The 25,417-nt window shown below is 41.6% G+C and carries 22 protein-coding genes and 1 pseudogene; all 23 read left to right on the top strand.

What is annotated here, in order from left to right; genetic code table 11:
• Nucleotides 1-12 precede the first annotated feature (12 nt).
• The 23 genes and pseudogenes from ACBP55_RS19170 to ACBP55_RS19060 all read left to right on the top strand — a co-directional run bounded on the left by ACBP55_RS19170 (nucleotide 13) and on the right by ACBP55_RS19060 (nucleotide 25,384).
• Nucleotides 13-858, top strand: coding sequence for a carbohydrate ABC transporter permease (locus ACBP55_RS19170; protein WP_464644164.1), 846 nt, complete (start codon nucleotides 13-15; stop codon nucleotides 856-858).
• A gap of 857 nt (nucleotides 859-1,715) precedes the next feature.
• On the top strand, nucleotides 1,716-4,856 hold the full coding sequence (locus ACBP55_RS19165) for an alginate lyase family protein (RefSeq protein WP_464644162.1): 3,141 nt from the start codon (nucleotides 1,716-1,718) through the stop codon (nucleotides 4,854-4,856).
• Nucleotides 4,849-8,226 carry a galactose-binding domain-containing protein gene (locus tag ACBP55_RS19160; protein WP_464644160.1) on the top strand — a complete coding sequence of 1,126 codons (3,378 nt, stop codon included), beginning with the start codon at nucleotides 4,849-4,851 and terminating at the stop codon, nucleotides 8,224-8,226. The genes ACBP55_RS19165 and ACBP55_RS19160 overlap by 8 nt, the downstream gene beginning before the upstream one ends.
• 748 nt (nucleotides 8,227-8,974) lie before the next feature.
• Nucleotides 8,975-9,826: an alpha/beta fold hydrolase gene (locus tag ACBP55_RS19155; RefSeq protein WP_464644158.1), complete on the top strand. Its 852-nt coding sequence runs from the start codon at nucleotides 8,975-8,977 to the stop codon at nucleotides 9,824-9,826.
• A gap of 343 nt (nucleotides 9,827-10,169) precedes the next feature.
• Nucleotides 10,170-12,284: a glycoside hydrolase family 36 protein gene (locus ACBP55_RS19150; RefSeq protein WP_464644157.1), complete on the top strand. Its 2,115-nt coding sequence runs from the start codon at nucleotides 10,170-10,172 to the stop codon at nucleotides 12,282-12,284.
• Nucleotides 12,285-12,732: 448 nt separating this feature from the next.
• Nucleotides 12,733-12,975 (top strand): annotated as a pseudogene (locus ACBP55_RS19145) (DDE-type integrase/transposase/recombinase); the annotation flags it as partial.
• 348 nt (nucleotides 12,976-13,323) lie between these two features.
• A complete protein-coding gene (locus tag ACBP55_RS19140) occupies nucleotides 13,324-13,608 on the top strand; it encodes a hypothetical protein (RefSeq protein WP_464644155.1) in 285 nt (94 codons plus the stop codon).
• Between the two features lie 99 nt (nucleotides 13,609-13,707).
• On the top strand, nucleotides 13,708-14,190 hold the full coding sequence (locus tag ACBP55_RS19135) for a CDI toxin immunity protein (protein WP_464644153.1): 483 nt from the start codon (nucleotides 13,708-13,710) through the stop codon (nucleotides 14,188-14,190).
• A gap of 48 nt (nucleotides 14,191-14,238) precedes the next feature.
• Complete coding sequence (locus ACBP55_RS19130; protein WP_464644151.1) at nucleotides 14,239-14,445, top strand: hypothetical protein; 207 nt, start codon at nucleotides 14,239-14,241, stop codon at nucleotides 14,443-14,445.
• Between the two features lie 374 nt (nucleotides 14,446-14,819).
• Nucleotides 14,820-15,365 (top strand): N-acetyltransferase family protein, encoded by a 546-nt coding sequence (locus ACBP55_RS19125; protein WP_464644149.1) that lies wholly within the window; start codon nucleotides 14,820-14,822, stop codon nucleotides 15,363-15,365.
• 182 nt (nucleotides 15,366-15,547) lie between these two features.
• Entirely contained in the window at nucleotides 15,548-15,808 is a 261-nt protein-coding gene (locus ACBP55_RS19120; RefSeq protein ID WP_464644148.1) for a hypothetical protein, read from the top strand.
• A 436-nt stretch (nucleotides 15,809-16,244) separates the two neighbouring features.
• Complete coding sequence (locus ACBP55_RS19115; protein WP_464644146.1) at nucleotides 16,245-17,447, top strand: cytochrome P450; 1,203 nt, start codon at nucleotides 16,245-16,247, stop codon at nucleotides 17,445-17,447.
• A gap of 181 nt (nucleotides 17,448-17,628) precedes the next feature.
• Nucleotides 17,629-17,775: a hypothetical protein gene (locus ACBP55_RS19110; protein ID WP_464644144.1), complete on the top strand. Its 147-nt coding sequence runs from the start codon at nucleotides 17,629-17,631 to the stop codon at nucleotides 17,773-17,775.
• 817 nt (nucleotides 17,776-18,592) lie between these two features.
• Nucleotides 18,593-18,751, top strand: a complete 159-nt coding sequence (locus tag ACBP55_RS19105; protein ID WP_464644142.1) for a hypothetical protein — start codon at nucleotides 18,593-18,595, stop codon at nucleotides 18,749-18,751.
• A 108-nt stretch (nucleotides 18,752-18,859) separates the two neighbouring features.
• Nucleotides 18,860-18,982, top strand: coding sequence for a hypothetical protein (locus ACBP55_RS19100; RefSeq protein WP_464644140.1), 123 nt, complete (start codon nucleotides 18,860-18,862; stop codon nucleotides 18,980-18,982).
• 40 nt (nucleotides 18,983-19,022) lie between these two features.
• Nucleotides 19,023-19,697, top strand: coding sequence for a response regulator transcription factor (locus ACBP55_RS19095; protein WP_464644138.1), 675 nt, complete (start codon nucleotides 19,023-19,025; stop codon nucleotides 19,695-19,697).
• The gene (locus tag ACBP55_RS19090; protein ID WP_464644136.1) at nucleotides 19,694-21,046 is read left to right on the top strand and encodes a sensor histidine kinase; all 1,353 of its coding nucleotides are present in this window, start codon (nucleotides 19,694-19,696) and stop codon (nucleotides 21,044-21,046) included. The genes ACBP55_RS19095 and ACBP55_RS19090 overlap by 4 nt, the downstream gene beginning before the upstream one ends.
• Before the next feature lie 82 nt (nucleotides 21,047-21,128).
• A complete protein-coding gene (locus tag ACBP55_RS19085; RefSeq protein WP_464644135.1) occupies nucleotides 21,129-22,049 on the top strand; it encodes an ABC transporter ATP-binding protein in 921 nt (306 codons plus the stop codon).
• Nucleotides 22,042-22,989: an ABC transporter permease gene (locus ACBP55_RS19080; protein WP_464644133.1), complete on the top strand. Its 948-nt coding sequence runs from the start codon at nucleotides 22,042-22,044 to the stop codon at nucleotides 22,987-22,989. Before ACBP55_RS19085 ends, ACBP55_RS19080 begins: the two co-directional genes overlap by 8 nt.
• 765 nt (nucleotides 22,990-23,754) lie before the next feature.
• Nucleotides 23,755-24,210 carry a hypothetical protein gene (locus ACBP55_RS19075; protein WP_464644131.1) on the top strand — a complete coding sequence of 152 codons (456 nt, stop codon included), beginning with the start codon at nucleotides 23,755-23,757 and terminating at the stop codon, nucleotides 24,208-24,210.
• 160 nt (nucleotides 24,211-24,370) lie between these two features.
• The gene (locus tag ACBP55_RS19070; protein ID WP_464644130.1) at nucleotides 24,371-25,069 is read left to right on the top strand and encodes a hypothetical protein; all 699 of its coding nucleotides are present in this window, start codon (nucleotides 24,371-24,373) and stop codon (nucleotides 25,067-25,069) included.
• A complete protein-coding gene (locus ACBP55_RS19065) occupies nucleotides 25,009-25,215 on the top strand; it encodes a hypothetical protein (protein WP_464644128.1) in 207 nt (68 codons plus the stop codon). The genes ACBP55_RS19070 and ACBP55_RS19065 overlap by 61 nt, the downstream gene beginning before the upstream one ends.
• Before the next feature lies 1 nt (nucleotide 25,216).
• Nucleotides 25,217-25,384 carry a hypothetical protein gene (locus ACBP55_RS19060; protein WP_464644127.1) on the top strand — a complete coding sequence of 56 codons (168 nt, stop codon included), beginning with the start codon at nucleotides 25,217-25,219 and terminating at the stop codon, nucleotides 25,382-25,384.
• Nucleotides 25,385-25,417 lie beyond the last annotated feature (33 nt).

Genomic DNA, 25,417 nt, shown 5'->3' with positions numbered 1-25,417 from the left:
GGTTCAAAAGAAATGGGTACACTATTAGAAAAAAAGAAAATAACGGCATCAACAATGTTGTACTCAATTATGGTTTTAATTATTGCACTTTTGATGATATTCCCCTTTATTTTTATGATATCAGCCTCACTAAAAACCACAGCTGCAGCATTTGATAAACCGCTTGCCAATATTATTCCAAAAGATATTTATTGGGGGAATTATAAAGCTTTATTCGCGAATCCCAATTATTTTCTTTGGATATGGAATTCGTTTAAAGTAGTCGTGCTTTCTATTGTATTACGTGGTTTTTTTGTCACGATGGCAGCCTATGCTTTTGCTAGACTACAATTCAAGGGAAGAAATATATTGCTTTTCCTATCTTTATCCACATTAGCCATTCCTTCTGATACAACAATTGTTGCAAGATACTTACTATATAAGTACTTGCATTTGTTAAATACACATTGGGCGATAATTATTCCAGCCATTTTTGATGTGTTCTTTTTATTCCTTTTGCGGCAATTTTTTGTGGGGATCCCTAAAGAGATTACAGAAGCAGCTATTATTGATGGATGCTCGCATTATCAAGTTTATTATCGAATTATCCTCCCGCTTGCAATTCCTGCTTTAATGACAATGGTCATTTTCTCATTCGTGTACATTTGGAACGATTTTGCGAGTCCATTTATATTTATCTCTAGCCAAAAACAACAATTGGTTACTGTGGGACTTCAATATTTCACATCTGCTGCTGGCGCTAATTATTCCCTCCAAATGGCAGGGGCATCAATTGTTGTACTACTGCCTATTATTTTGTTCACTTTCGCTCAAAAATACTTCGTAGAAGGCATGGCATCAAGTGGAGTCAAAGGTTAGAACTACTATGTGGAAGGGATTGTTTTGAGTTGACGTATATGATCAAAGCATTATAAACATTGAAGACTGTGTAACTTTTGATGTAACGTCAACTGGAGCGGATGACGTCATACGTCATCGATAATAGAAAATCATTCCAAGACCATCTCGGAAAAGCCAGGAATATCCTAATGCAGAGCGGTACCGTTAAGGTATTGCTCTTTTTTAATTCTTCTAGAACGGATAAATGTACCCCTTAAAAAAGTGTGCCTAAAGGAGATTTATAACCAATTGGACGGTATTGAAATAAAAATTGTACCTTACACTTCAAATAAAGAATTTGTAATGTTGATTTATGAAAGCGTAAACAAATGATTGTTGCATACGGTGATCAAACTTTTTAGAGAGGGAGGTATAATGTTACAATTTTAACTTTTTATTAATAGTGTATAAAAAAAAGGAGCTGTAAACGATGTTAACAAGAAGAAACAGTGAAAGATACAAATATTTTCTAGATATGAAGAAATCTCTTCTGAATTAAGACTATAGGATTCTTTTTGTTCAAGATAGTTAATAAGCCTCTGTGCTGTGTAATCGGATATTGTAAGGGGATATTTATTTTTTGAAGTCGTTATAGAGTTCAAAAAAAAGCTTCATGATTTGCATACTGAGGCTAATAGCCGAAAGGATTCGCTGACTTAAATATTTGGTGATTGGACTTGTATGTGTTTTATTAAATTACAATGAATCGTGTAAAAGTACTATATATTGAATGAGAAAGCGCTATTAAAATTGATAGTAAAGGGGGATGAGTAAATTGAAAGCGCAACCAAGATTGGAGTAACATTGAACTATTAATCAATGGAAGGAGCAACAAGATGAAGCCTAAAAAAGCATTTATTTTTAAATATTTAAGAAAGCGTTTGCTTACAGTAGTTTCGGCAACTAGTATCATGATGTCGCTTGTACCGATTGGCTCTGTTTCTGCCGATACCATCGGCACAAGCAATCTGGTGCAAATTAATGAAACGGTTAGTAATGGTTTTACCCATCCAGGTATCGGCTTTACCAAAGCGATACTCGAAAACGCGAGAGATCAGGTGATGGCGCAAAAAGAGCCCTGGTATTCGGGATATTTGTCAATGGTCAATTCCGATGCTGCTTCGAAAACAGTTACATCAAGCAACCAAAGCTCGGCGGATCCCAATAAACCGGCTACCGATGCTTTTGACTGCCAATGCTTTGAGCCGAAATTTATTTCTGATGGCTTGAAGGCGTATACACAGGCGATGATGTACTATTTTACCGGCGATGAGACTTATCGGGCCAATGCGCTGCATATTATCCGCATTTGGGAACAGATGGATCCTGCGAAATACAAATTTTATACGGATGGGCAGATTCATGCAGCGATCCCAGCCAACCGGATGATAAGTGCGGCAGAAATATTGCGATATACCAGCTATCAGAATCCGGCAAATGCGTGGACGGATCAAGATACCACCTTATTTACGAACAATTTGATTGTTCCGTTGACAGAAACGCTATTTCATAGTCCGGATTACTTTATGAACCAGTTTAATTATCCACTGTTCGGAGCAATGGCTGGGTATATCTTTACCGATAACAGAGACAGATATAACGAGTCTGTTGAATGGTTTACAGTTAATAAGACGGCCAAAGATCAAGGCTTCAATGGATCGGTCAAGCGCTTGTTCCGAATTGTCGATCGCAACGACGCGACGGGTCAGCCGGTTACGCCGCACCTTCAGCATATGGAGATGGGAAGGGACCAGGCGCATGCCGGCGGGGATGTAACCAATTTTGGCCTCCTCGCGAGGCAGTTGACGGCCCAGGGAACTAAGGTGGATCCGATAGAAGGAACCCCATCCACCAATGCGGATGCCGTAGGACCATATGAGTTCCTGAATGATCGAATTTTGGCGGGTGCCGACTATTATTGGCAGTTCATGCTCGGTTACGATACGCCCTGGACGCCGGTTGCGTACGCTATTAGTCCCGATGGAACGATAAGAGATACCTATAATAGCTTATCAGGCGGCTATCGTGGTAGATTTGTCAATAATAATATATGGTATCTCTTCTATTACTACAAGTATATCAAAGGGGTCGATATTGCAGCAAAGGCCCCATATTTTTATGAAGCATTCACCAAGAGGCTTCCGCAAGATGCTGGTAAATGGAACAACGTGGACGGCGGAGGAGACGAGTGGCTCTATTATCCTGCGGCGGCGGCGGCTGACGCGGCAACCTATGCCGAAAGGACGCCACCAGTTGGTTTGATTAAGCTCGCGGATAGGGCTACGATATTAAATAACAATACGTCTATCATGCAAGAAGGCAGTACTTCCTTTGTCAGGTTGGGTGCGAGGCCGGAAGGAACAACTACGGTGGTTACTCACGGGGCGCTTACTGAGAACATGATCGGAATCAAAATTCGGACCAACGGCGTAACTGTATTGGAAGTAAGAGGTAATCCGGAGGAGGCCAAATGGCCGCTATTGGCGCAGATCACGCTTCCGGACACGAAAGGGCAGTGGCAATATGTCACCCTTAACCAGGTATCTTGGGATACCATCTACTATTTGACTGTCAAAGGACCTGCAGGAACCACGGTTGATATGGAACATATCCTCAAAGCGGCAGATCAGAAGCTGACGCCGCCGGTGTTTACTACCGGAAATTCGGATTTGAATCTGTATACCTATGCCGGTTCGCCGGTTCAACTTGATTTCTCTGCTAAGGATGCAAGCAGTACGGATGTTGTTTCGTATGAGCTGCAGAATAATCCGAGCGGGCCTGGAATTAATAATAATACAGGCGCATTTTTTTGGCAGCCTACGCAAGCCGGGGACGTTTCCTTTATTGTCGCTGCTTCCGACGCTACTACGGTAGCAACAAAGAACGTGATGATCCATGTAGCTAATGACCGCGCTTCTGCCGTTCAAGCAGCCATTGCTCTCTATGATTCAAATGCGATTTATTCGTCTGCATCGCTTGCGGCATATCAAGCGGAGTATGCGAAGACCATCAGTCAGATAAACGGCACATCCGATGAAGCTTTCAATCAGCAATTGAAATCTCTGAGGAGCGTAGTACTCGGTCTTGATTTGGTGACACAATTAAGAGCGGACGGCAGCATGCATTACTCCGGTAAAGTATTTTGGTCCAGCTGGGGTTCTGATATCAAAAATATGGATGATCTGGATAATTCAACCGGTTCTTCGTTGAGTACGGCACTGGGTTCTCCACCCCATTTATATCATATTGTGGATTTTGGTCCCGATTATAAAGTTTCAACTTACAAATTCGGATTCTTTAGCAATATCTTTACGGATCGCGTTGCAAACTCCACGGTATATGGATCAAACGATGGGGAAAGCTGGACTGGGCTGACGCCGGGAGTAACTCAGATGACTCAAGCTTTTCAAACCCTTGATGTCGATCCAGCATACCAGAATGTGAAATACCGCTATCTCAAATTGGAAATGATTCAGCCGTTACCTGACGTTCTTTACGGCATAGTTCGGAATTTCCTGGAGTTAAGGGATTTCGATATTTATGGTCAGGGCTACGAAATTGGGAATAAGATAAAGTCCGTATCGATTGGTTCGGATCAAAGCGTAAACGGCAAAATTTCCACAGGCGATACGGCAAAAGTTAGGATTACAGCAAAAGAACCCATCCAGAATGTAAAGGTCAAGATTCAAGGCGTTGATGCAACGGTCAGCACGACGGACAACATCAATTGGACGGCTGTGGCAAAGATAAATGGAAATGAAACAACCGGCTATATGAAAGTATCTGTTGACTATCAGAAGAATGATGGAACGGTTGGAGACACCATGTATGGAACTTCCGACGGCAGTGCGCTGTTACTTGTCGATGGGTCAAAATTCATCAATGTTCCTATGCTACTAGCTACCGTTACAGCTTCCGACAAGCAGTGGCCCGGCAACGGTCTGTCAGCAGTCTCAGGTGGGCTACTTGTTGTTTGATGGCAACACGTCTACTTTCGGAGACTTGAATACGGCTTCCGGCTCCTATTACACTGTAGACTTCGGAGCAGACGCAGCTGTCAAGTTGAGCGAAGTGCTGCTCATGCCAAGAGCATCGGTTCCTGGAAGAATGAATGGCATGGTGGTTCAAGGCTCCAACGATAATGTCAATTGGAAGAACATTACTACCGGTGTTTCAGACTCGCAAGCGAACAAATGGTACCAATTGAAAAATAGTCAAATCCTAGATCATAACGCTTACCGATACCTGAGACTATACAACAGCTCAGCTTGGTCAGGCGACGTGTCTGAAGTTGAATTTTACGGAGATTATACGGCATCCGCTGCAATCATTGCATCCAAAATCTCAAGTGTTGCAACGCCTGTCAAGGGTGCAACGAGTATCTCGATGCCCAAGGTTCCGGCAGGTTATAGCGTATCAATTAAATCCACATCGCCTTCTGGAATTATTGGCACAGACGGAACGATCACATCGCCAGACTATGATACATTAGTGAACGCTGTATTTACAGTTACGAAACTGGATGACGGCACGACAGCGGATACGGGGAGCATCGTTATTTTGGCGCCGGGCAAATATAGCAGTCCCAAAATCGACGTCAAAAATGTGGCAAAAGTGACAGCTTCTGCTGTGCAGTATCCTGGCACCGGTTTGTCAGCGGCGCAGGTAGGTTATTTATTGTTTGACGGAGATACGGCTACAGCCGGTGACCTGAATAGCGGTACGGGCGCCTATTACATTGTTGATTTGGGTGCAGGCTCGTCTGCTCAGTTGAACGAAATCAGGCTCATGCCGAGAGCAGGGACGAATAGCGCCAGAATGAATGGACTCGTTGTTCTGGGCTCCAACGACAATGCAACTTGGACGAATCTTACTCAGCCTGTAATTGGAGCGACAGACGGCACTTGGATCGATATCAGGCTTGACAAAATTTTGGAACACACGTATTACCGTTATTTGAAACTGTATAATAGCAGTGCTTGGTTCGGCAACATCGCGGAAGTTGAGTTTTACGGCGATTATCAATTCGACTTTAATTCCAATGTGCTTCCGCCGAACAACTATACCAACGGAAGCTACTACCTGTATCAAAATGAAGTCAATCGGATTCAATCGGCAATGAGCCAGCCGGGAGCCGATAAGCCAGCGCTACTCAAGCAGTTGCTTCAGGCTCAAGGGCTGCTGGTGTCTCTGGTCGATATGTACCCGAAAATCAACATTACGTCTTCGATGACGACGGCATCTTCCACTTCGTGGGACGGTACGCTCAATGCGGCAATGAACGGGTGGCGCGCTTTTGACGGGGATACAACCACTTCGCCTGATACGAAAACAGGATCGGGTTGGGCTCAAGTCGACTTGGGCTCGGAAAATGCCAAAGTGGTTGGCGGCATTAAGTTTATACCGAGATCCAACAATATTGCCCGGATTAACGGAGCACTGATCCAAGGCTCCAACGATGGTACCAACTTTGACACCTTGTATACAATCAATAACATCACAGATTTGAAATGGTACTCGCAAGTATTGAACAGCAGCAAGACATACCGTTATCTGAGGTACTATACGCCTAACGGCTTTGCCAATGTGGGGGATGTGGAATTCCATGAGAAGATTGTGGATCGAACGCTGCTCAAGCTTTTGCTCAGCAAAGCGGCAGCGATTAACGCTAGCCAGAACACGGCAGACAGCTATACAGCGCTGCAGGCGGCCGTAGGGGCGGCGACAAGTGTGTCTGATAATGCTAACGCAAGCCAGGCCGATATCGATACGGTCTCTTCCAATCTGATAGCGGCGTTGGGCGGGTTAAAATATTCGATCTCGGCAATCGTAGATCCCGTCGCACCGAATGGGCTTAACGGTTGGTATACAGTGCCGGCGACCGTGACGTTATCGACCTATGGCGGTGCGGAATATAATCTGAACAGCGAAGCAGCATGGCATTCCTACACAGCTCCTATCATATTGGATCAAGACGGCACTAATACCTTCAGCTACCGAATGAAGAACAGCGATGGAACGACCAGCGCCGAGCAGTCTATCATTGTAAATATGGATAGAACAGCGCCATCAGACGCGACCTTCGTTACAGCAAATGCACCGGACAATGCCCATATTGCAGTCACGATCAACTATCCCGCTGACTCTGTGACAAATAAGTACAAAGTGGGTGCGAACGGCGTCTGGACTGCTTATTCCATACCAGTCGTTGTTAACGATAATGAAACGGTATACGCAAGAGGAACGGATGCTGCAGGCAATATTTCGAATGAGGTTCATGTTGTGGCAAGCATTGTCGATAAAATACCCCCAGCAGATGCTGTACTGTCCGCCGATATTACGGCTCCGACGAATAGCAATGTAAACGTTACGATCAACTACCCGGATGACGCAGCTGTGAAAGAGTACAAAGTAGGCGATAGCGGTACATGGACAGTGTACACCGCGCCGGTAGTTGTTACAGCCAATGACACCGTGTATGCGAGAGGAACGGACGGGGCGGGCAATGTCTCGAATGTGACGAGCTATGCGGTCAGCAATATCGATAAAATTGTTCCTACTGCAACGGTGGTTTACAGTGAAACAGCAGCGACGAAACAAGATGTTATTGTAACGATCATACCGAACGAGCAGGTTTCGATTACGAACAATAGCGGTTCAGCGAGTCATACGTTCATTCAGAATGGCAGTTTCACATTTGAATTCGTCGATGCGGCTGGAAACCATGGAATGGTTACGGCGACTGTAAACAATATCACAGCGCTGAGTAAAGGCGTTCCGGGAACAGTCGTTCTTTCCGACGATAACGGGTTGGATGGAATAGCAGACGGTAATTATCAGATCACCATGAATATGTGGTACGGAAATAACGGTAAGACTTACAAACTTTATGAAAATGAAACACTAATCGATACCAAAATCCTGACGGATAATTCTCCGAATGCGCAATCAGCTGTAACATCAATTACGTATAAGCCAAACGGGTCCTACCAATATTATGCTGAACTTACGAATGCATACGGGACAACAAGAAGCAGCACGCACACAGTAATTGTAACGCAAGCAGCTCCGGCAAAACCAGTATTGTCGAACAACAACTGGGATAATGACGGGAACTTCAACGTCACAATGAATATGTGGTGGGGAACGAATGGTACAAGTTATCGTTTATATGAAAATGACGTTGTCATCTATTCGCAAGAGTTGACGAACAATTCACCGTCAGCTCAATCGGCAATAGCCACAATAACGAACAAGGCCATTGGTACCTATGTATACCGCGCGGAGTTAGTGAACTATGCTGGTGCAACATCCAGCAATACGATGAGTGTGACAGTAACTAAGTAATAAAACTGATGCACAACAGATGTTAGGGAAAGGTTTCGTGTAACAAGGCTACAGCATGCAGCAGAATACTTACTCCGAGATGCTCAGTACCATTTATCATTTCAATAACATGAATAGATAATAGTCCTGCATAATCCCTCTTACGTTCATTTCGTTGGATATTTCATTGCCAATCGCGTAAGAGGGATTTTTGTATAGGCGTGATAATGGATGTCTTGAACAGAGTACGTTACATACCAACGAACATTAGGGTATTGGCAGCCAAACAGCGAAAGCGGATATTTCACCGGACTGATTTTAATGCTTATGCTAGTAACAGCGCTACCAGTGAAACCCCACCAATATTGTATTAATCAGGGAAAAATAAATTTGTTAATCTACGCGGTCCTTGGGCGGAAATGGTAAAAGTTATATATCATAATAATTCCCATGATTATGCAAAAAAAGTTGAGTTCTTCAAATGGGAGCAAAAGTATAGTCGGCACATCACGTAAAAACACCTCTGAAAAAGTAGTTTAGTTATATGAATCGTGTAATTATGCTATTTTTCAAATAAAATTTATAGAATATAATTTCAACATAAAAATAGTTTTGTAAAACAGTCTAAATAGAAAACGGAGCCACAGTGGTAGGTTCGTATGTTTGCGATTCCGTACAAACCGTCTCAATCCCCCGCATGTACGCACAGGATTTAATTGGCAGGGAACCAAACAAATTTCGATTAATTTATTTATAGGGAGCTATAGTGATGCATAAACCTTCGATTGTTACAGGGAGAGTTGATGTCGGTGGTGGAATCGACCTTTATTTCGAAGAGTCGGGATCAGGGAAGGCTGTCGTTCTGGTGCACGCACATTCCGTCGACCGCAGGATGTGGGATACCCAGTTTGAACGATTGGCCACCCGATACAGAGTCATCCGATATGATTTGAGAGGTTACGGGCTATCCGGGATGCCGAAGGAAGGCAAAGATTACTTGCATGCCGAGGACCTCTACAAGTTGATCAAGCATCTAGGCATCGAGGCGGCTCATATTGTAGGTCTATCGTTAGGCTCATTTGTAGCACTGGATTTCATGCATCTATACCCGGAGTATACGCGTTCGATTTCGATCGCAGCTGGAGCCATATATACAGATGATGGTGAGGGAGCGGATGAGGATAGAGCCCGGACGCTTCCAGGTTGCGATGATTATGCTTCTGCACCGGGGCGAGATGATCAAGTTATCCTTGCACGGGTTAACGAGTGGTTCGCCAGTTTAATGAACTGCTCAGGAGCGAATAAAGAGTTAATCCGCGAGCGGCTATGGCGAATGGTCAGCGAATGGTCGGCTTGGACCTTCAGGCATCAAGAGCCTCGATGCCTACTCGGCAAGGCGCTCTCCCGCAGCTTGCACGCAAATACTTTCAGCATGCCGATTCTTGTTATCGTTGGAAGCGATGACTCGGATGGCAGCATCCGTTCTTCGGAGAAGTTACTTGATCTTGTACCATCCGCCCGACGGGCGGACATCGCGAACGCAGGCCATTTTTCCAACATGGAGCGCCCGAACGAGTTTACGAATGAATTGGAGAGCTTTTTAAACCAAACGGATCATTGATACGTTGTCCATTCGCAGCTACCGGATTGGGCAAAGGTTGGACATGAGAATTGCCCAATATACTAAAAAGAAACCTATAATCAATTAAACTGTACCCCCCTTTAAAGGATATTTTAAAAAAGTCTAGGCAAATTGAAGAAGATGATCTCGTATTGCACTATTGCACAGGGGGCATCTTTTTAAAATTCTATTGGTACCTGATTGAAAGCGGTTCTTATTAATTTCCTACTATAAGGGAAGCTGAAAATAGAACTAACTGTGGTCGATTAACTAAGGTTAAGATCGAGGCAGCCCGTATAACGGGGTGTCTCCTTATCATTTATTATGAAGGAGAATGGCTAAGATGGAACTACTTTCGTCTTTTACTTTTGAAGATATTACAGTGCAATATTGGTGGGAGCCGTCTACCCGACAGGTAGGATTGGTTTTGGTGCCGTCGCAATTAACAGGGCATATCAACACAGGGAAGCAATATAGGGTCGATTCCTTAGTCCAAGTCAAATTGGTGGGTGATGATTATCCGGGAGGCTTTGCACAAGGAAGAACATTGCGGAACTCCGAGTCCGTATCCCAATTCCAGTTTATACGTCAGAGCGTGCTGCGTGAGGAAGAAAGTCAGCATGTAATAACCTATTTTCAACATAAACTGTCCTCGTATCTCATCGAACATAAGTTATCCTATTTCCATGGGTATCAGGCTTTGGAATCACAAATGACTATAACTAATACAAGTTATGAAGACGTAGAAGTTGAGATGTTGTCCAGTTATTCCTTAGGAGGAATGACTCCGTTTGCTCAAGGTGATACGCCATCAACACTGCTCATGCACCGTATACGAAGCAAATGGAGTAATGAAGGACGTTTGGAAACTTGCGCCATTGAAGATTTGCAGTTGGAACCAACCTGGTCGAAGCATGGCGTGAACAGCGAGCGGTTCGGACAAGTTGGATCGATGCCTGTTCGAGGTTTTTTCCCTTTTGTAGCTATAGAAGATACGCAGCACAATGTGATTTGGGGAGCACAATTAGCTCATCCGGCTTCCTGGCAGATGGAAGTATATAGGCGGGATGATGCGCTATGCATGTCAGGAGGTTTGACCGATCGCGAGTTTGGTCATTGGTTAAAGAGAGTGAAACCACAAGAGAGCTTTACGACACCAAAAGCCTACTTGACTGTCGTTGAAGGCGATATTGATGTTGCTGGTCAAAGGCTTACCCAACTACACGAAAGATCTTTGATTGAACTTCCTGAGGTGGAGGAAACATTACCCATCATTTTTAATGAGTTTTGTACGACTTGGGGAACACCGTCCCATGAAAATATCACTCGAATTGCCCAGATGCTGAAGGGAAAAGGAATTACGTATTTAGTTATTGACGCCGGGTGGTATGCGGAGAAAGACAAGGGCTGGTGGAGCAATATGGGTGATTGGAACCTTTCAGCGGAGCTATTTCCGTTAGGATTAAAGGCAGTTGTACAGGAAATTAGGAATAATGGAATGATTCCTGGCATTTGGTTCGAGTTCGAAAGTTGCGGTTATTTAGCTGAAGCATTTTCATGGTCCAATCATTTGCTGCAGAGAGATGGAATTCCGATTACTTCGGGTCAGAGAAGATTTTGGGATTTCCAAGATCCATTCGTGATCGATTATTTGACTAAAAAAGTGATCGATTTCATAAAGGAATATTATCTTGGCTATTTAAAAATAGATTATAATGAAACTATAGGGATTGGCTGTGACGGTGCGGAATCGTTGGGTGAGGGGCTTCGATTGCAGCTTGAGGCTGTGCAAGCCTTTTTACAACGGATACGGAAGGAACTGCCGCACCTGGTCATTGAAAACTGTTCTTCTGGGGGGCATAGGCTTGAACCATCCATGATGGGGCTAACGTCCATGGCCTCCTTCTCCGATGCGCATGAAGAGCTGGAAATCCCGATCATCGCCGCCAATATGCACCGTACGATTCTTCCAAGACAGAGTCAGATTTGGGCGGTTTTAAGAAAAGAGGATTCCGAGCGAAGGCTTAGGTACTCGCTAGTTTACACGTTCTTGGGTCGAATGTGCTTATCTGGAGATATTTATGATTTGCAGGAAGAACAGTGGCTGCTTGTTGATGAGGGAATTCGCTTCTATAAACGTATAGCCCCTCTCATTAAAGAAGGTGTCAGCTATCGCTTCGGTCCGATAGTCCATAGTTATCGACATCCAGAAGGATGGCAAGCCATGGTCCGGATGAATCAGAGTCATACAGAGGCAGTTGTCATCATTCATACATTCGGTGGCGAACTGCCGGAGCAGCTCGACATACGTTTACCTCAGAAGGGGCAGTATGAGATTGAGTCTTCTAATGAAGAACATGCGAATCGGATTTGCATCGAAGGCCACGTTCTGTCGTACCGTACGCAAGGCCCATTTGCTGCTGCTGCTGCTGTACTGTTAAGATTGAAGCCAGAGTGACACCATAGAATGGAAGAGAGGGAGCGGTATGGGTAACATATCGTGCGCAGCATGAGGATGATCAATTATTTTATTAGACCGTTTACGAGGAGTATCTTTCTAATGCTGATTCTGATTCATACGATCATGATTACTTTTACCATCTCTGTTTAATAACATATAACATTTCGGATGTTCTGCGGGATAAAGAGATCAAGTTTATAGAGGAAGCGTTAAAGAGATTGGAGGGTTTTACCAATTGATACGGGTTTTTCTAAACAAGCAAGGACGGCTATTGTTAGCTATCCATTCATGGAAGACCCATTGATAAAAGGCGTTATGGTGCAAACCTCTAATTCATGATAACGTATCTGCATGAAGTCATTAGATGGAGCAAGTTACGATGGAAACCAAATTGAATTTATTTAAATGGAAGCAGTATATCCGCCCCTATTTAACCCCCAAAATAAGAACGGACGAAACGTACATCAGATTCAAAGGTTAATGGAAGTATTTATACAGAACAGTTGATTCTATGGGGAATACAATTGATTCTATGCTATCTGAAAATCGGGATATGCCGGCAGTAAAGCATTTCTTCATAAAAGTATTGAACTCACCACATAATCAATTACCACGTGTGATTACTTTGGACAAAAACCCCGCATATCCACCAGCAATACAAGAATTAATAAATGAAAATGCCCTGCCGAGAAAGGGGTCAGAGATAGGCAATACATTTGCAGGAGTTATCGAGTTAATCCCACCACAAGAATTTCCTGAAAGCTTCAATTTGAATTTGGACATTAACCATGTTGGTTACCATGAAGGAAGTTGGAACTTTGCATTTTCAGTCGTGAAATTGAACGGCACTGAAAAAGTTAAAACTTATCTACCCATGATTTCTAAACAGATCAAGCAGGCTACCCAGTGATAAACTCGGTGGCCTGCTTTGTTAACTAGCAGGAAGCCACGGTAATCCTAAAAATAATCGCTGAACAAATTGGATATTAGTGGTAAAATATTTTCTGGGGAACATTGTCTTAGGGGTGGATACATAATGAAATTCATATTAGAATTTCTGCGATTCATTTTAATAATGGTACTCCTTGGTGGATTGCTAGCTTCATTAGTAATTAATGTTTATTCCACCGTAGGACTTAACCTAAATAACAATGCTTGGTTCATTTGGATTGCCGCTGAAATATTAGTTTTTGTGATCTACAGAAATAAATTGCATTTTTCAGGATGGTATAAAGTAAAAGAAAAACTCTCAAATTCCATTACTTTTGTCATGATTATCTGTTCCTTTATTTTGTTAGTAATTCCCCTTTTTTTAACTTGATGATTGAACTAACGGAAACGATAGCTGAATAGTAACAATACGCGGCTATCGACTATATATCGGTAGCCATGCTGGATTAACGGGTAGTGAGGTGATATCGTGAGTGAGATTAAAAACAGAAAATGGATACTGGAACAGCTACTCACCAAACAAAAAAAGAAACAAGTTGTTGAATATGGGGTATTATTCGACCAATGTATAGATGCCTTAGGGGCAGGAACTTATATAATATCGGAAGAAAAAAGCGAAGAAATATATGATTGTCTCCAAAGGTTATACCCATTCTCACCATATTCTAGGGTTGATTGGGGAAAAGTTAGCTCAAAGAAGATGATGGAAAATGTAAATGTAATTGTGCCTTGCATTACTGAAGTGTACGGGCAAGTTGAAGATTTTATATTTATTCTCTGGAGTTATGGTAATTTCCCTGTATTGAAAACCTCACTTCAAAAAACAATTAATGCAATTGATGATGTACTGGCAGTCAGTTCTGATACATTTATTCTTTCTCCTTCTAAATTTGTTATCGAGTTTCATCACGAAGGAGAAATAACAGTCGGTTTCGAAAACCAGACACTTTGATTAATGTTAAAATAGTGGATAAAGTATATTTAGTATTGGTGGGGGATCATGGAGAAAGTTAAGAAACTTGTTATCAATTTACTTCCTACAGTAGACCTACATACATTATCTTCAAAAGCTATTGTTGAACAAATTGCATTGAAAATTTTTGAGAGTGATTTCGTGAAACTACGGGAAAAAGAAATCTTTATGAATCTTCCGGTTGTACTGCAAGACATAATACTAATTTTAGACTTTGAGGGGAAATGTCAGTAATTTATCTCAATATCAAGTTGTAAATTCTTTATTTACTCATGGTAAGAATGTTTCGGACCTATTAAATGAAATTACTTCTGAAGCAGATAATTTATACTTATACCGTGATAAATTGACCCCCAAAAGTGCGACTACTACATTAAACTAACGGAAAACGATAGTTATTTCAATAAGCCAGTTGACATATTATCCATGACCAATATGTTCGAATGGCTTATTTTATTGATTTTTTTGAAATTAGCTCTTGATAAACCGTGAAATAAAGTACTAGACTGGTGATCTGCCATTCAACTAACGGCTATGATGAACCGCAAAAATAAGCTTCTCCCTTGTTTTATTTTTCTGAAATCAAATTAATATGAATGGGGTATATCATGATAATTGACAAACAAGAATTTTATGTAAATGGGACAAATTATACTATTAGATCTGCAATCGATAAAGATTCAAAAGATTTGTCTGAATTAAGATTACAGATTGATGAAGAGACCGAAAATTTAGACAGAGAAAAAGGGGAGGCGTTCATAGATGTACCAGGTTTTGAACAAATTATTAAAACAGATACAGAAAATAGTAGGAACTTATTTTTAGTTGCGGTAGTTCATGATCGGATAGTCGGGTTTTCAAGATGCGAAGGAAATCATTTAAATAGATTTTCTCATAAAATAGAATTCGGAGTATGCGTATTAAAAGATTTTTGGGGTTACGGTATCGGGAAAAATCTTTTAAAAGAATCTATTTCTTGGGCAGACTCCAATGGTATTAAAAAGATCACTTTGAATGTTTTAGAAACAAATGATAAAGCCATTAAACTTTATGAAAAGCTTGGCTTTGAAATAGAAGGTATATTAAAAAAAGACAAAATCCTTTCTGACGGTAAATACTATAACACCATTATTATGGGAAGATTTAATAAATGATGCGAAAAGGCTGCCTATATGATCGGCAGCCTTTTGCTCACCTAACGGGCAGGAATATTGATAACAAATATCCATGACACGCAAACAAATTTCCATTTATACCCACACGACAAAAGTATATTGTTTATGTGCTTGTTTCGTTTAAAACCTATGTTGATTTTAAGGAGAAGTTTCTTATTGAAATGAGCAAAGTATCTGAAGCTGTTTTTAAAGCTTTCAAACCAGACAAGCTAAATTATGAACTTCTTGGTAATGGTGATTCACATATGAATTGGTATATATTTCCAATAAGGATGACTGAAGCAAATCCCAAATTTCCTGTTTGGTGGACACCTAGAGAAACCATGTATTCAGATGATGTTAAACCCAATGATGAAGTATTGGATGAATTAAAGAACAAGCTTTTAAATGAGTTAAAGCTACTTATCCATATAGATTCATAGAACCTCTTCATTAAACGGAAACGTTAGTTGAACTTCATTCTAGCTGTGTTTACGAAAACCGGATTCCCATGTAAAGGATCCGGTTTTTTCATGCAACGAATTTCTTAGTGTACGATTTTTTCCGTTTCATGGGTGACCCTATTTTGGACTTTTTAACTAGATCTCGATTTAGACTGGCTTTATATGATTCAAGGGCCTGTTGGATCGTTATTTTTTCTCGCATCGGGGTCCTGTAAATAAAAATTGAAAAAGTCCATCGTCGTTTTAAGGACTAATTAATCATAGAACATATACTATATATTCATAAGTTACGATAAATTGTACATTATCATTTAGAATTTATATAATAAACCTGTAAAGGCAAGGGAATTCTATCTAACATCAACATCAGCATAAATACCGGATACAAGTGTAGGATTTTCAACCAAAGGAGGAAATGATTATGAAAGGATCCAAGTTTGCCAATATGCTGCGGATGACCGAACTGGAAACACCGGAGAGCCGCCTGAACCCGTTCGGCGTATTGAGCCAGCTGAGACGTGAAAGCCCGGTACGGTTTGATGAGAATCGCAACTGCTGGGATGTGTTTCCGTATGAAGACGTGCATCGCATCCTCAAAGATCCCAAGACGTTCTCCTCCGCCCGGGGAGTAGCCGCCAACCAAAACCTCCTGTTCATGGATCCGCCCAAGCATCACCAATTGCGCGACTTGGTCAATAAAGCATTTACACCAAGAGCGATCCAAGAGCTTGGCCCACGGATTCGGGATATCGCCGAAGACTTGCTGTCACAAGCGACAGGCGCCGAAATGGACGTTGTCCACGACTTTGCTGCACCGCTTCCCGTCATCGTTATTTCGGAATTGCTCGGCGTGCCTTCGTCTGACAGGCATCATTTCAAACAGTGGTCTGATGTGCTCGTGGAAAGTGCGGAAGACCTGAGTGACGAAGCATTCGAACAGATCATGCAGAAGAGAATGAAGACGGTCGGGGAGCTGACGGACTATTTTCAGGGGATTCTGAAGGAGCGAGCAAGCGAACCGAAAGACGATCTCGTCTCCGCACTGATGCAAGCTGAAATCGAAGGAGAGAAGCTGAGCGAACAGGAGATCGTCAATTTCTGCATTCTGCTTCTCGCAGCCGGTAATGAAACGACGACAAATTTGATTACAAACAGCTTTCGTATCCTGACGGAGCAGCCACAGCTACAGGTAGAGTTGGCCCAAGATCCCGGTGTCATTCCGACCTTCATCGAAGAGGTGCTGCGCTATTATCCACCTATTGTCTCCATTGGACGCGTGGCCACGGAGGATGTGCAAATCGGTGGCAGCCTGATCCGTAAGGGCGATCAGGTAATCACTTGGGTTGGCGCGGCAAACAGGGATGAATCCAAATTCACGAACCCAGACGCGTTTCATAAGCTGCGCAAGCCGAATCCGCACATGTCATTCGGTTTCGGCATCCACTTCTGTCTAGGAGCGCCTTTAGCCCGCCTGGAGGGACACATTACGATCGAGACGCTGCTTCGAATTTGCCATGATATCAAGCTAGTGCCAGGTCAGGAGATCGTACCGATTCAGAGCTCGTTTGTATTCGGATTGAAAAATTATCCGGTCACCTTCGAGAGCCTCACGAAATGATTGGGATATATTCCCACTAACGAGTGCGATAATTCAATTACAATGATTAAGCAGGCTGCCGGTGATAAACTCGGTGGCCTGGCTGTGCTAACGAGCAGAAGAATGGAAGAAGGAGTAAAACGCTTTGTTATAGAAAAAGAACACAAGTGATTTTTTAATATTGGTAGAAGGGTGATTCTCAATGAAAACTATCCAAAAGATGTATGAGCATTTAAATTGGGCTAACCAATGTATTTTTGAAACACTGCAAAGTATTGAAGATGAAAACCAGGAGGTATGGCGTTTATTTCCCCATATCCCTAATGCTGAAAAAGTAAAGTATGGATAACTAGATTACGTGGATTGGACAGTTCACGACTTTCCATATGGTCCGGAGGTCGATATAAAAATCTGTGCAGAACTTGTTAAACAAAACGAAGAGAGCTTCACAGCTTTTTTTACTAATTTAGCAAATACTGATCCTAGATAAATTGCATGGTCAGTGTCATCGAGGACAGATTAACTCACGACTTCGAGCAGTTGGTATTGAACCAGTTAATATTGACTTTATTACATTTGTGAGATAAATGTATTCGGGGTAGCCTTGTTCAACTCACCGAAGAACGATAACTCAAAGGTCGTACAAAACAGTAGCTTTTGTGAGATGTGCAGCTGCAGTAGTATTTGTAATCAGAATGAAATAAACAGTTTACACTGCGTTAATGAACCAAGCCTATAATAAAACTCAACCCCCTTTAAAATATATAAAATTAAGATCCACAGTCTGATGCTGTGGATTTCTTTCTGTTTGCCGCTTTATCGCTACGCTAACGGGCAGTTTAGTTGAACTAGTATAATAATAATAGGGGGGAGTTGCAGAACTTTGTTTTTCGGGATAAAGATCCAAGTGATCGACGTAAGGTTATTATTAGGAAAAACCATGGAGGTAACATACACAGAGATCGTTCCAATCCTTCTGTCCTTCGGATCGGATATGGGAAAGCTGTTTTCAAGTTATGATGAGCACGAAATCAAAACGGTTATCGACTTTTTGAGTAAAAGCATTGAGGTTTTTAAAATAGAAACGGAGAAATTAAAACATATCGAATAGAGTTTAATGAACGCTTGATAGTTGTATTAGCCTCATTTTAAAAAATATTTATGTCATGAATACGATCACAACCGGTCCGGAAGAGATGGGATCAAGATGCATGAAGGATTGCTTCAGTTCTGGCAGAACGGCAGGAGAAGTGGCAGCCGCTGGAACGTTTGGAAATGACGTTGACGGTACCCGTGATCAATACCCTGCACCGAGAGGTTCTTGATAATGAGGCCGCTATTAATTTGACACCGAATAAATACAAACTTCTTTTAGTTTTAGAACGCCACCCAGGAGATGCTCTTTCACTTGGGAAGAAATCACTGAAAAGGTAATGGGGGGCGATAATGATGGAGATATCCGAACAAACGACCAGCATATCAAAAATCTTCGGCAGAAAATTGAACAAGATTTCAAATACTTAACCCGTTCATATTCAGTTCATAAACCTATGTGATATTATCTTTGAAGTTGAAACTAATAATGGAGTGATTCTCTTGGTAAAGTTGCTTATAGTCGATGATGATCCGCATATAAGAGAATTAATTGCTCTTCACATGAGAATGGAAGGATTTGATCTGCTGGAGGCTTCAAATGGACAAGATGCAATTCGGATGATCGATGAACAACTGGTCGATCTGATCATTCTTGATATTATGATGCCAGAGATGGATGGGTGGGAGGTATGTCACCATCTGAGGGCATGCAGCGATATCCCTATCTTTATGGTCACTGCCCATGCTGAAACCGCTCATAAAATGAAAGGTTTTCGGTTGGGAACAGATGATTATCTGGTGAAACCTTTTGATCCATTTGAATTAGTCATGAGAGTTAAGGCACTTCTAAAAAGATACCGAATCGCATCCTCGCAAATGATTAAATTCGGTAAGGTTCATATGGACCAAAAGCGGTTTGAGGTTAAAATAAATGATCAAAGCATTTCCCTTCCACCAAAGGAATTTGAGTTGTTATTCAAACTCGCCAGTTACCCCGGTCAAATTTTTTCACGAGAACAATGCATTGAACAAATTTGGGGATTTGACTACGAAGGGGATGATCGAACAGTCGATGTGCATATTAAACGGCTGCGCGAACGATTTAATGAGTTAACCGATGATTTTCGAATATCCACCATTCGCGGTTTAGGTTATCGGATAGAGGTGAACGAATGAAGATCAGAACATTATACGTCCGAGTTGTTTTCACTTTTCTGGCCATCTTCATTATAAGCCTTATCGTTGCTTCTTTCGTTTCCAGGCTGTTGTATGGAAATCAGATCAAGAATCGTGTACAGGAGAAAGCTCTAACAACAGGCAAACAAATTATTACCTACTGCACGGAAAATCAAGTAACGGATGTTCAATCCTTTGTAGATAACTTGACCCTGACGAAAGAATTCAAATTTATAGTATACCGCGATGATCAACTAGTACTTCCAGCTTCCGAAATACGAAAGATCGATGTAGATAATGTTATTCACGGTTTTGCATTTTACAGTAATACTAAAGGAAGTGAAGATCATATAATCATCGGGCTTCCTTTTCAAGTGAATGGACATGATTACGCATTGTTTATCCAAATCAAACCTGATATCAGAAACTTTTTTAACGACTTTTATCAGATCATTCTTACGATGCTTATCACCGTCCTACTAACAGGAAGTTTGTTGATCCTGATTTCTTCAAGATATTTAGTCCAACCTTTAAAAAAATTTATGGAGGCTACACATCGGATTGCTGAAGGTGACTATACCGTTCAAATGGATGTCAAACATCAGGATGAATTTGGCGTATTGGCCGGCGGTTTTAACCATATGGTGAAAGAACTTCGCCAAATTGAGCAGATGCGGCAAGATTTTGTTTCAAATGTTTCTCATGAAATCCAATCACCCTTAACCTCAATTCGCGGATTTTCCATGACACTGCTAAAAGTGGATATCCCCCCGTCAGATCGCAACCGCTATTTAACGATTATTGTGACCGAAAGCGAACGGCTATCCCGGTTAAGCGAAAATTTATTAAAGCTGGCTTCTCTAGAATCGGAACACCACCCTTATACACCAACTTCCTATCGGTTGGACAAGCAGTTCAGACAGGTAGTGATCGCCGCTGAACCCCAATGGTCCCTCAAACAGCTTGACTTTGATTTATCGCTTCAAGAAACCGTCGTTACTGCGGATGAAGATCAGATGACTCAAGTGTGGACAAATTTGATCGCGAACAGTATCAAATTTACTCCGGATGGCGGACGAGTGAGCATAGAACTACTACGTCAGAGGGAAGATATTATCATAAGGATTACTGACTCCGGCATAGGAATCTCCCCAACGGAAATCGATCGTATCTTTCAACGATTCTATAAAGTGGACAAAGCAAGAGATCGAACTTATGGCGGGAGCGGACTCGGTCTTGCGATTGTACAGAAAATCATTGCCCTACATCACGGACATATTCATGTGCAAAGCGAGTTGAATCAAGGCACAATCTTTACCGTGACATTAAAACACCATGAGCTGCAATAGAGGCTTATGGTTTTTTTGTTCACATTCAGTTCATAAACGAGCCATAAGATCAGTTTATACGATAAATAAAGGAGAGAAACCAATGAGTCTACCTATTCTGCAGCTTCATAATGTAACAAAAAGGATTGGCACTAAAACGATAATTGACAGGTTAAGCTTAGAAGTACCAAATGGTGAAGTGTTTGGTTTTCTTGGCCCCAATGGCGCTGGGAAAACAACGACGATCCGTATGGTGGTTGGCTTAATGAAGATTAGTGAAGGTGAAATTTTGATCGATGGGGAAAGCATTACGAAAGATTTCGAAAGCGCCATTGCAAAAGTGGGGGCAATTGTCGAAAATCCGGAGATGTATAAGTTTTTGACGGGTTATCAAAATCTGATTCATTTTGCCCGCATGTCTCCAGGTGTAACGAAGGAACGCATTCAAGAAGTGATTACGTTAGTTGCTTTGGAAAATCGTATCCATGATAAGGTGAAGACCTACTCGCTTGGAATGCGACAAAGATTAGGTGTTGCCCAAGCGCTGCTGCACAAGCCCAAATTACTCATTCTCGATGAGCCAACGAATGGCCTAGATCCTGCTGGTATTCGGGAACTGCGCGATTATTTGCGCAAGCTGACACAAGAAGGAATCTCCGTTGTCGTTTCAAGCCATTTGTTATCGGAGATGGAGCTGATGTGCGATCGCGTGGCAATTATTAAGAACGGCAAGGTCATCGATGTTCGGCTTATTAAAGAATATTCCAACGCGGGCGACCTGGTTAAAGTGGTTTTTGAAGTGAATCAGAAGGAATTGGCGCAAAATATCCTTGCGTCCGCTCTTCCTTCATTTAACACTACTCTGGTAGAAGATGGCTTGGAGCTTTTGTTGGATCAGGAGCAAATTGCTGATGTGAACGCTCGATTGGTTCAAGGCGGTGTTAGAGTGTACAGCATCAAAAAGTACATTCAAACGCTTGAAGATAAATTTCTGGAAGTGACAGGGAGTGATCAAATTGCTTAATCTGCTTTTAAACGAAAATATGAAAATTTATCGCCGTCTCCGCACCTGGATTCTAGTTGCCGTAGTTATAGTCATAACAACTGCTGTTCTCATCATTGTTCATAATACAAACAAGGCGCCCCAAGTAAAAGGGGACTGGAAAGCAACGATCCAACAACAAATAGACAATGACCAAAAAATGCTAAAGAGTCCGAACTTGCGCCAACAAATGGAGAAAACACAAATTGAGGCGGAGTTGAAAGTAAATCAATACAGATTGGAGCATAACAAACCACCAACGGATCAATCGTTCTGGGGAAGAGTGTTGACTGGGACGAAATTGATTAACCTTGTCACTATTTTCACTATTATTCTAGCAGCTGACAGCGTAGCAGGAGAATTTAGTGGCGGCACAATCAAGATGCTGTTGATTCGTCCGGCTTCACGCTCAAAAATTTTGTTATCCAAATATATTTCGGTATTTGGCTTCGCCATTTTGTTGCTTGTTGTATTATATGGATCGTCCTTATTGATTTCCGGTATGCTGGAAGGATTCAGCGATTTGGGCGCGCCCTACATTTATGCAGCCAGTGACGGCATCGTACATGAAGTAAATATGGTAGGGCACGTGTTAAGCACTTACGGTTATCGGTGCATTGAAATGATTATGATAGTAACGATGGCATTTATGATCTCCACTGTATTCCGTAGCAGTTCGATCGCAATTGCCTCTTCCGTAGGCATTCTTTTCCTCGGGACTGCCATAGGAAAATTCCTGGCCCAATTTAGCTGGGCCAAATATTATTTGTTTGAGAACACCGATTTGACCCAATACTTGAATGGCAGTCCTAAAATCGCAGGGATGACTCTGCAGTTCTCAATTATAGTGTTACTTCTCTATTTCGTCATCTTTAACGTACTGTCGTGGGTGGTTTTCAAGAAAAGAGATGTTGCAGCATAAGTACCTATTGAATTGGCGTCTGATAGGGCTTTTTATAACAATAGTAGTCGGAGTGCTTACATTTTTTGCACATCGTTTATATTAATTTGAACCAAAGAAGCAAAGGCGTTCAATAAAGATGGGAAGATTGTTTATGAGTACCGCTACGCTAACTCAACTTATAATAGGATTGAGGATTTAAAGTGGTGCGCTGTTTTGGAAATTGATAAAAAATTAGGTGTTAGAACACAGAAAAGTTCAGCAACTGATTGAACTCCCATCAAAATTAAATCCGCTAAAAAACCTCAAAAAGACAATAATAAATTCGACCTAGCCGAATGATTTTTTTAAAAAAGGCTGTGCCTGAGAAGAGTTATGAAATTAAAGTAAGAAAGACCTTTCAAGGCTGAACATAAAAATGAGGCTGGTGCAGCAACCAGAGTAGGATTAATCTCCCATGAGTGCTTCCCAACAGGGAGCGACAATCTGTGATGCACCGTGTTCGCCCAAGTCAGACTAAAGGATGGGCTCTATGGCACCATAGTTCATCGACCCTCCTCTCCAGCCATAGTAGCAGTATGGACGAATTCTACCCATTTTCATCCTCTGCGATGCTGCGCTTGCGCTGCATGGATGGCTAACGGGCACGATTGTTGAATACCAGAGGGGCTGCCGCGTGGCAGCCCCTCACTCCGTTAACGGGTCGAATAACTAAAACTTATGTTTCTCTACATGGTATAATATGGAATATTGGGAATTGCAGAAGTAGGAGGTGTTATTGAACTCATGAAATATCGAATATTATTTTCTTTTGTTTTATCGATTCTTTTATTTATTTCGGGATGTACAAACAAAGAATCAGTTAGTAATTTTAAAGAAAAATCAGATGAGGTTGTTTATTATGGGAAAGGAGAAGAGTGGCTTGCCACCTTTTCAATATTTAAAGTTAAAAATTCATTGTTTGATTCGATATATATTCAAAATATTGGGGGGAACAGAGAAGCAAAAATCGGACTAATTGAGTATCAATTAGTTGGAGGAGAAGGCTTTAAGTTTGAAAGCCAATATCCTCAGGAATTACAAGGAGTTAGAAGTTTTTACACGTCATCTGAAGCAAATGCAGATGTTGTTACTATTAAACCCACTACAGATGACGTTTTCAAACTCACTATAAAATACAGTGGGAAGATAGAAACTCTAACACTCAGTGCCATTACGCGTTCAACTAACGGGAAACTATAGTTCAATGACATAAGGTTGCCGCTCACGGGCAGTTTTATTACGTTAACGGGCAGTTTAGCGCAATTTTCCATTATTTGGTATCGTATGAGAAGTGAAACGGACGAGACGAATGGCTATAGAGTGAAGAGTGAGAAACTTTTAGGGAGTGAACAAAGTCAGGATGTATTCTAAAGGCTTCAGAATATTGATTGGTGTTGTTTTTATCGTTTGTGTAGTGGGAGGTGCAATGGCATTCCAAAGCATATATGCTAAAAGTGCGACTAATCAAAGCCATACAAATCCTCTTAACTATCATGAAAATGAACATGGACAGACATATGGTTCTGCTGAAGAAGCCACCTCCGTTGAAATGCTACCTGATTTAATCCATGCAGGAAGTGTGAATGGCATTAAAGGATATTTGCTGAAAAAAGATTATCTCGGTGAACCTGGTCGTGATGTCCCACTGTATGATGTTGATGGGAAAAGCATAATTGGTTCTTTTTATATTGGCGCTAAGAATATGAACTATCCTAAAAATAAAAACGGACAGACATACGGTTCTGCCACAGATGCTACTTCTCAAGAAATGGAACCTGAATTAATCAGTGCTATAGGTGAGGATGGCACAAAAGGATATGTGCTGAAAAAAGACATAGACGGTGAGCAACCAAAATCACCCGAGGAAGCCATCTACCAGAAGAATTTCAACTTACTATCCAAGTCAATAAAATTGGAAACATTCAGGATAATTGGACAATTGAATTTCCAGTATCTCGCAAGTTTACGGATCAAGCTACAAAAACATATGAGCCAGTTGTGTCAAACAAAGTTCATGAAATTACGATATCCGTATCAAAAGTGGTTTTTAGACCACTAAGTACCTCCATTGAATACGAGATCACCGTGCCGATTAATTACTCGTTCGTCGATCCTTCCTCTATAAGTAACATTCAAGTAAAAGACGAAAAGGGAAATAATTTGGGGATAGGCTTAATAGGGGGGGGAAGAAAAGAAAGAGGGTAGTATGAAGATAATTCGCTTTATGAGTGAATATAATTCACCCAAAGAACTTCCTGAACAATTGATCATTATACCGCAACGTAAAATTGAGGATAAACGCACAGATTCTGTAGTTTACTACCACGGAGAGACTATAGAAGAATTGATTTTTAATGTTCCTCTAAGTAAGTAACAAGTTATGTAGCTCTGCTATCGGAATATGGTA

It is taken from the genome of Paenibacillus sp. WG02, from assembly GCF_055396115.1.
Note: the sequence above shows the minus strand (reverse complement) of the source record. Positions and strands in the feature narration are given on the sequence as shown.

What these genes read in the sequence shown, in the direction of transcription:
- ACBP55_RS19170 (WP_464644164.1), top strand. Translation starts at nt 13, where the DNA reads ATGGGTACACTATTAGAAAAAAAGAAAATAACGGCATCAACAATGTTG.
- ACBP55_RS19165 (WP_464644162.1), top strand. Translation starts at nt 1,716, where the DNA reads ATGAAGCCTAAAAAAGCATTTATTTTTAAATATTTAAGAAAGCGTTTG.
- ACBP55_RS19155 (WP_464644158.1), top strand. Translation starts at nt 8,975, where the DNA reads ATGCATAAACCTTCGATTGTTACAGGGAGAGTTGATGTCGGTGGTGGA.
- ACBP55_RS19150 (WP_464644157.1), top strand. Translation starts at nt 10,170, where the DNA reads ATGGAACTACTTTCGTCTTTTACTTTTGAAGATATTACAGTGCAATAT.
- ACBP55_RS19140 (WP_464644155.1), top strand. Translation starts at nt 13,324, where the DNA reads ATGAAATTCATATTAGAATTTCTGCGATTCATTTTAATAATGGTACTC.
- ACBP55_RS19130 (WP_464644151.1), top strand. Translation starts at nt 14,239, where the DNA reads ATGGAGAAAGTTAAGAAACTTGTTATCAATTTACTTCCTACAGTAGAC.
- ACBP55_RS19125 (WP_464644149.1), top strand. Translation starts at nt 14,820, where the DNA reads ATGATAATTGACAAACAAGAATTTTATGTAAATGGGACAAATTATACT.
- ACBP55_RS19120 (WP_464644148.1), top strand. Translation starts at nt 15,548, where the DNA reads ATGAGCAAAGTATCTGAAGCTGTTTTTAAAGCTTTCAAACCAGACAAG.
- ACBP55_RS19115 (WP_464644146.1), top strand. Translation starts at nt 16,245, where the DNA reads ATGATTATGAAAGGATCCAAGTTTGCCAATATGCTGCGGATGACCGAA.
- ACBP55_RS19110 (WP_464644144.1), top strand. Translation starts at nt 17,629, where the DNA reads ATGAAAACTATCCAAAAGATGTATGAGCATTTAAATTGGGCTAACCAA.
- ACBP55_RS19105 (WP_464644142.1), top strand. Translation starts at nt 18,593, where the DNA reads ATGAATACGATCACAACCGGTCCGGAAGAGATGGGATCAAGATGCATG.
- ACBP55_RS19100 (WP_464644140.1), top strand. Translation starts at nt 18,860, where the DNA reads ATGGGGGGCGATAATGATGGAGATATCCGAACAAACGACCAGCATATC.
- ACBP55_RS19090 (WP_464644136.1), top strand. Translation starts at nt 19,694, where the DNA reads ATGAAGATCAGAACATTATACGTCCGAGTTGTTTTCACTTTTCTGGCC.
- ACBP55_RS19085 (WP_464644135.1), top strand. Translation starts at nt 21,129, where the DNA reads ATGAGTCTACCTATTCTGCAGCTTCATAATGTAACAAAAAGGATTGGC.
- ACBP55_RS19075 (WP_464644131.1), top strand. Translation starts at nt 23,755, where the DNA reads ATGAAATATCGAATATTATTTTCTTTTGTTTTATCGATTCTTTTATTT.
- ACBP55_RS19070 (WP_464644130.1), top strand. Translation starts at nt 24,371, where the DNA reads ATGTATTCTAAAGGCTTCAGAATATTGATTGGTGTTGTTTTTATCGTT.
- ACBP55_RS19060 (WP_464644127.1), top strand. Translation starts at nt 25,217, where the DNA reads ATGAAGATAATTCGCTTTATGAGTGAATATAATTCACCCAAAGAACTT.